This window comes from Nocardiopsis sp. TNDT3 (assembly GCF_003427465.1).
Taxonomy (GTDB): domain Bacteria; phylum Actinomycetota; class Actinomycetes; order Streptosporangiales; family Streptosporangiaceae; genus Nocardiopsis; species Nocardiopsis dassonvillei.
Genome location: NZ_QPFC01000953.1, coordinates 1 through 6,801, shown reverse-complemented (window position 1 = coordinate 6,801; position 6,801 = coordinate 1). Strand labels below are relative to the sequence as shown.

4 protein-coding genes are annotated in these 6,801 nt (G+C 73.7%); 2 read left to right on the top strand and 2 right to left on the bottom strand.

Annotation, left to right across the window (positions count from 1 at the left end; translation table 11 throughout):
* Nucleotides 1–56: 56 nt before the first annotated feature.
* Nucleotides 57–1,979 (bottom strand): trypsin-like peptidase domain-containing protein, encoded by a 1,923-nt coding sequence (locus DQW06_RS22185; RefSeq protein WP_117199234.1) that lies wholly within the window; start codon nucleotides 1,977–1,979, stop codon nucleotides 57–59.
* Nucleotides 1,980–2,314: 335 nt separating this feature from the next.
* Between DQW06_RS22185 and DQW06_RS22180 the strand changes: the two genes are divergently transcribed.
* Nucleotides 2,315–2,920, top strand: coding sequence for a response regulator transcription factor (locus DQW06_RS22180; RefSeq protein WP_019610142.1), 606 nt, complete (start codon nucleotides 2,315–2,317; stop codon nucleotides 2,918–2,920).
* A gap of 103 nt (nucleotides 2,921–3,023) precedes the next feature.
* On the opposite strand, the gene DQW06_RS22175 is transcribed toward DQW06_RS22180, so the two are convergent.
* Nucleotides 3,024–5,210, bottom strand: coding sequence for a SpoIIE family protein phosphatase (locus DQW06_RS22175; protein WP_013156188.1), 2,187 nt, complete (start codon nucleotides 5,208–5,210; stop codon nucleotides 3,024–3,026).
* Nucleotides 5,211–5,665: 455 nt separating this feature from the next.
* Here DQW06_RS22175 and DQW06_RS22170 point away from each other — a divergent pair.
* Nucleotides 5,666–6,801: HAMP domain-containing protein (locus DQW06_RS22170; RefSeq protein ID WP_157983552.1), on the top strand; the 1,136-nt coding region annotated here is incomplete at its 3' end.

Below are 6,801 nucleotides of genomic sequence, written 5' to 3'. Positions count from 1 at the left end.
CCCCGGACCCGAGGGTCCGAGGCCGCCCGTGTGCGGGGGAACCGGGGTCTCGCCCGTCAGTTCCCGCCCTCCTCGTTCTGGGCCGCCTCCACGCTCTGCTCCCCGAGCGTCACCGTGACCTCCTCCTCGGAGCCGCTGCCGCCGTCGGGGACGACCCCCAGGGTCACCTCCTCGCCGGGCTGGCGGATCCGGATCTGCGCGATCAGCTCGTCCGGCGTGGACACCTGCTCGCCGTCCACGGACACCACCACGTCACCGGCCTGGAGCCCGGCCTCGGCGGCCGCGCCGCCCTCGGTGACCTCCACGATCTCCGCGCCGCCGACGCGGGAGTTGGTGATGGTCGCCTCGATCGCCGGGTAGCTCGCGCTGCCGTCCTCGACCAGCTGCTCCGCGATGGGGCGGACCTGGTTGATCGGGATGGCGAAGCCCAGCCCCACCGAGCCGCTGTCCTGCGAGACGCCCGCGATCGCGGTGTTGATCCCGATGACCTCGCCGTTCATGTTCACCAGCGGGCCGCCCGAGTTGCCGGGGTTGATCGCCGCGTCCGTCTGGATCGCGTTGATCACCGTGGACGTCTGCCCGGACTGCCCGGTGTTCACCGGACGGTTCAGCGCGCTGACCACACCCGTGGTCACCGTGCCCGACAGCCCCAGCGGGGAACCGATCGCGACCACCTCGGCGCCCACGCCGACCTGCTCGGAGTCGCCGAGGGCGGCCGGGGTGAGGTCGTTGCGCCCCTCCGCCTGGATCACCGCGATGTCGGAGACCGGGTCCGATCCCAGGACCTCGGCGCGCGCGGAGCTGCCGTCGTTGAACAGCACCTCGATCGGACCGCCCTCGGCGGCGGCCACGACGTGCGCGTTGGTGAGGATCTGGCCGTCGGAGGAGATGACCACACCGCTGCCGCCGCCGTTGGCGGTGCGGATGGACACCACGCTCGGCAGGACCGTGTCGGCGACCTCGCCCACCTCGCCCTCGGTCTGCGTGCTTTCCTGCTCCTGGTTGAGCGAGCTGATCGGCCCGCTCAGGCCGTTGGGGAACAGGTAGGCGGTGCCCAGGGCCGTCATCGGGCCCACGATGAGGCTCGTGACCAGGGCGGTGATCGCGGCGACGGTCACGATCCTGCCGGAGCCGCGCTTCCCGCCGCTTCCCTGCGGGGGCACCGCCCCGGGGAAGGCGCCGCCGAACGGGGGCTGCCCGCCGTGGCCGCCGTGGTCCCCGGGACCGCCGGGGCCGCCCGCCCCGAACGCGCCGCCGTCACCGTACGGCGGCTGCCCGCGCCCGACCGGCCCGTGGGGGCCGTTCTGCCCGCCGTGCGGGGGAGCGGGGTGGTGGGCGGAGAACTGCTCGTGCTGGCCGCCTGCGGCGGCGCCGTAGCCGCCCCCGGGCGGCGGGAAGGTGTAGGAGGCGTGCTCCGGGTCGTTGGGCCCGGTGGCCCACCTCGGCGGCTGTCCGGGCGGGGAGAAGGTCGGCCCCGTCCCCGCGGGGACGGTCTCCGGCCACCCGTGCCGCTCGGCCCCCGGGTGTCCGCCCTGCTGGGACGGGAATCCCTCCCCCGTCTGTCCGGCCGCAGCGTACCCGCCGCTCCGCTCGGCGCCGGGGTGCCCGCCGGGCTGCTCGCCGCTCTGCCACACGCCGGTGTACCCGCCGGGCTCGTGCTGCGCGGGCCGCTCCACGCGCTCGCCCGGCTCCCCGGCCCCGGACTCCCCGCCGGCCCCCTGCGACTCGGAACCCCCGAAGGACCGCTGGGGCCCGGCGTGCTCGGCCCCGTGGGTCAGGTCGTCCTGTCCGGCGGGGACACCCCCGTGCTCCCCGCCGGACGCGCCGCGGACATCGGTCCCGTCACCTGTGGAGGAGCCCCCCTCGTGCGGGCCGGAGGGCCCCGCCTGGTCGGCGGGCTCGGCGGGACGGTGCTCGGGAAGCCCGCTCCCGGCCGCCGCACCGGGCTCGGTACCTGCACTCGGTTCGTTGGGGTTCAACTCATCCTCCGGCTGACGGGACGATGTTCAGTGACGTGTTCCATCATGCGGCGCATGGGTTAGAACAGGGTGAGAGCGCGATATGCCGGGGTTTCGAGTCCTTCCGCCCCTGCCGTGCCCCCGCTCGGTCCGCGTCGGCGGTCCCGTGGCCCAGCGCCGTCGGACCGGGCCGTCGGTGACCGGCCCCGAGGTCCGTGAGAGCATCCGAACCCCGACACTGCGACCCGACACGTCGCCCGTTACCCCGGCGCGCTTCCCGTAGGCGCCGTATGCACCACAATGCCCGAAACGATATCGTGCCGAAGCCCAAGCGAGACACCGGAGAAGAGCCGACCTTGATCAAGATCGTGCTGGCCGATGACGAACACCTCGTGCGGGGGGCCATCGCCGCCCTCCTCGGACTGGAGGACGACCTGGAGGTCGTCGCCGAGGTCGGCCGGGGCGACGAGGTGGTCGACGCCGTCCTCCGGCACGGCGCCGAGATCGCCGTCCTGGACATCGAGATGCCCGGCGCCACCGGGCTGGAGGTGGCCGCGCGGCTGCGGACGGACGCCCCCGACTGCGGCGTCGTCATCCTCACCAGCTTCGGCCGCCCCGGCTACCTGCGCCGCGCCCTGTCCTCCGGCGCGCGCGGCTTCCTGGCCAAGGACGCCCCCGTCGACCAGCTCGCGGGCGCCATCCGCCGTGTGCACGAGGGCGGGCGCTACATCGACACCGACCTCGCCGCCGCCGCGATGGTCGGCGGCGAGAGCCCGCTCACCGACCGCGAGACCGAGGTGCTGCGCGCCGCCTCCGACGGCGCCACCGTCGCCAGGATCGCCGCCGCCCTCCACCTGACCGAGGGCACCGTGCGCAACTACCTCTCCAACGCCATCGGCAAGACCGGCGCCGACAACCGCATGTCCGCCATCCGCACCGCCCAGGACATGGGCTGGCTGTAGGCCCCGCCGGGCCCCGGCAGACCGGGGCGCCGGCCGGAGCGGTCGCCGGTGCGGCGTGCGGGGTCCCCCCGCCCCCGGCCGGGCCGCCCCGGGGAGGCCCGGCCTAGAGGAAGCGCAGCACCAGCATCGCGGTGTCGTCGCTGCGCCCGCCCGGGGCGTACTCCTCCAGCTCCCGGTCGATGCGGCTGATCACCGCCTGGGCGGTCAGCCCCGCGCAGCCGGAGAAGATCTCCATCAGCCCCTCGTCGCCGAGCATGTCCGTGTTGCTGCGCCGCTCGGTCACGCCGTCGGTCACCGCCAGCACCACCTCGCCGGGGCGGATGTCCACGTTCTCGGTCGTGAACCCCACGTCCTCGAACGCGCCCAGCAGCGGCTGCGAGGCGCCGAACGGCAGTACCTCGCCCTTCTGGTTCAGCCGCAGCGGCAGCGGGTGCCCGGCCGAGACCATCCGCAGCCGCATCCCGCCCCCGCCGTCCGTGGCCGGGGTCATCTCCCCGTACAGCATCGTCAGGAACCGGGTCGAGGTGTTCTCGTCCAGGATCGCCATGTTCAGCCGCTGCATGATGTGCGAGGGCGTGAACCCCTCCTTGGCCAGCGCCCGCAGCGTGTGCCGCGCCAGACCGGTCACGGCCGCCGCCTCCGGGCCCGTCCCGCACACGTCGCCGATGGCGAAGCACCACCGGCCGCTCGCCGCGAACACGTCGTAGAAGTCCCCGCCCACCACGTTGCGCTCGTCGGCCGGACGGTAGAACACCGCGTGGTCCACGTTCGGGATCACCGGCTCCTTCTCCTTGGCCGGCAGCAGGCTGCGCTGGAGGGCGTCGCTCATCGCGGCCTGCTTCTCGTGCAGCCGCGCGTTCTCCATCGCCGACGCCACCCGGCTGCTCAGGTCGTCGGCGACGTCCACCTCCTCGCGGGTGAAGTCGTCCGACTCGTTCTTGCCGATCGTCATCCGCCCCAGCGCGCGCCCGTGCGCCACCAGCGGGACGCAGATCGCCGGACCGCTCGCCAGCTCCCGGACGAGCTGTTCGTCCAGCCCCTCCTTGGCCAGCTCGGCCGGGGACCACAGCGGCTGCGGCTCCCTCTGCTCGTGCGGCGGCAGCCCGGTCAGCAGCGCGCGCAGGATGTCGTTGTAGTTCTCGTCGCTGTGCACCACGTGCGTCAGCTGCGAGACGCCCATCTCGTTGATCGTCTCGATGGCGCACCACCGGCCCAGCCGCGAGGTGATCAGCTGCGCCGCCAGCGCGCCCGTCATCCGCTCGTCCAGCGTGCCCGCGAGCAGGTCGCTGGCCTCGGCCAGGAAGCTCAGCGAGGCCCGCCTGCTCAGCTCCACCTCGGCCAGCCGGGCCCTCTCCACCGGCAGCGCGATCAGGTTCGCGCCCTCCTGGAGCCGCTTGGCCGCCGACGCCCCGAAGTGCCGGGCCCGCCGGGAGGCCACCCCCAGCAGGCCGACCACCCGCCCGTCCACGATGAGCGGCGCCGTGACCAGCGAACGCATCCCCGCCCGTGACAGGCGCCCCCGGCTGGCGCGGGCGATCATCAGGTCGTCGTTGATCACCGCGCCCGGCTCCGGCGCCGACGACGGGAAGATCTCCTCCGTGCGCACGCGCAGCGGCCGCCACGGGGCGCCGCCCGGGGTCAGCCCGACCGCGGCGCGCACCTCCCACATGGTCTCGTCGGACGTGGCCAGCGTGATGTAGGCCGCGTCCGCGCCCAGCGCCGTGGCCGAGTGCTCCACGGTGCGCTCCAGCAGCTGCGGCAGGGACAGCCGCGAGCCCAGGGCGGAGTCCAGCGCCGACCACGGGGCGGGGCGCCCGGTACGGGAGGGGCTCCTGCGCACCGGCGGGGACTCCAGGGAGGCGCGCTCCCCCGAGTCGTCCTCGATCCGGAACCACACGGCCTTGTCGTTGCGCCCGTAGCTCACGCCCCAGCTCGACGCGATCGCCGACGCCAGGGCCAGCCCCAGACCGCCGGTGCGCCCGTTCTCCCGGGACGGGGAGGTGTCCACCGACAGGGGACCGGCCTGCGGGACCGCGCGTTCGGGCACGGAGTCGGTGACCATCACCTCGGTCGCGCCCTCCGACCGGCGCACGGTCACGTCCAGGGACGAGCGCGCGTGGATGACGGCGTTGGTGACCAGCTCGCTCACCAGCAGGATCACGTCGTCGGAGGGGTCGGTCACACCCCAGGACAGGAGGGTGTCGTGAACGAACTCGCGGGCCGCCGCCGCGGTCTCCGGGGCGGGAGGGAACTCTCGTCGAGCGACCTTCGACGCGTCGTGTGCTGGCAAGCCGTCGGTGTCCTTCGTCACTGGATGCGTGCGCGGGGGGTGGTGGTCACTGCCACGATACGCGTGCCGGGGTGACCGGTGCCGCGCGAACCGTCACTTCCGCCCGGCGGTCCGTGCTCCCGGGGGCCGCCCGGCGGTCGTACTCACGGGGGCCGCGCTCCCGGGGACCGCGCCGAACCTGCCCGCCTCCGGACGCGGCGACGGGCGGACAACATCGCCAAGCCACCTGTGCGGGGCGGTCCGGGCGGTTAGTGTAAGTCGACACATGCGCTTCTTTCGGGTGGTACCTCTCACCGGTAGCGTGACGGGGGTGCCACCAGGGGGCCGGCGCGGCGGACGCCGCGTGGCCCCCTGTCCCGTGCGCGCTCCGCGGGGCCGATCCGCCCGCGGGCGCCCGGCCCACGGGGGCCGGGACGGGAGGCCGAGGTGGCGGAGCAGGCTGAGGAGGGGGTTCGATGCCCGAGGCGGTCAAGGAACTGGCGGCCGACGACCAGCTCGACGAGATTCTGCGGGCCCTGTACCGCATGCGCGACGGCGACTTCAGCGTCCGTCTGCGCAAGCGCGGCGGCGGCACCATGCGGGAGATCGCGTCCGTCTTCAACGAGGTGGTCGACCACAGCGAACAGCTCAGCGACGAACTCCAGCGCGTCGGCGACGTCGTCCGCAACGAGGGCAGGCTCAACGAGCGCGTCAACGTCAACCCCGCCCGGGGCGCCTGGGGCGAGAGCGCCCAGGCGCTCAACCTCCTGCTCGACGAGGTCGCCGAACCCGTGACCGACGTCGCCGGGGTCCTGGACTCGGTCGCGGAGGGCCAGCTCAGCCGCCGCGCCTCCACCGAGGGCCGCCGCGGCGAGCTCAAGGGCGACCTGCTGCGCCTGGCCACCACGGTCAACCGCATGGCCGACCAGATGAGCGGCTTCGCCGGGGAGGTCACCCGTGTGGCCCGCGAGGTGGGCACCGAGGGCAAGCTCGGCGGCACCGCGCAGGTCGAGGGGGTCTCCGGAGCCTGGCGCGAGGTGACCGAGTCGGTCAATCAGATGTCCTCGCGCCTGACCGACCAGATGCGCGACATCTCCGAGGTGACCACCGCCGTCGCCCGCGGCGACCTCAGCCGCAAGATCACGGTGGACGTACAGGGCGAGATGCTCGACCTCAAGGACACCGTCAACACCATGGTGGACCAGCTGTCCACCTTCGCCGACGAGGTCACCCGTGTGGCCCGCGAGGTGGGCACCGAGGGCAAGCTCGGCGGCCGCGCCAACGTGCGCGGCGTGCGGGGCATCTGGAAGGACCTCACCGAGAACGTCAACTCGATGGCGGACAACCTCACCAACCAGGTGCGCGACATCTCCCAGGTGACGACCTCCGTGGCCCGCGGCGACCTCACCCAGAAGGTCCAGGTCGACGTGCAGGGCGAGATGCTCGCCCTGAAGAACACCGTGAACACCATGGTCGACCAGCTCGACTCCTTCGCCGACGAGGTCACGCGCGTGGCGCGCGAGGTCGGTACGGAGGGCAAGCTGGGCGGCCGGGCCAACGTCAAGGGCGTGTCGGGCATCTGGAAGGACCTGACCGACAACGTCAACTCCAT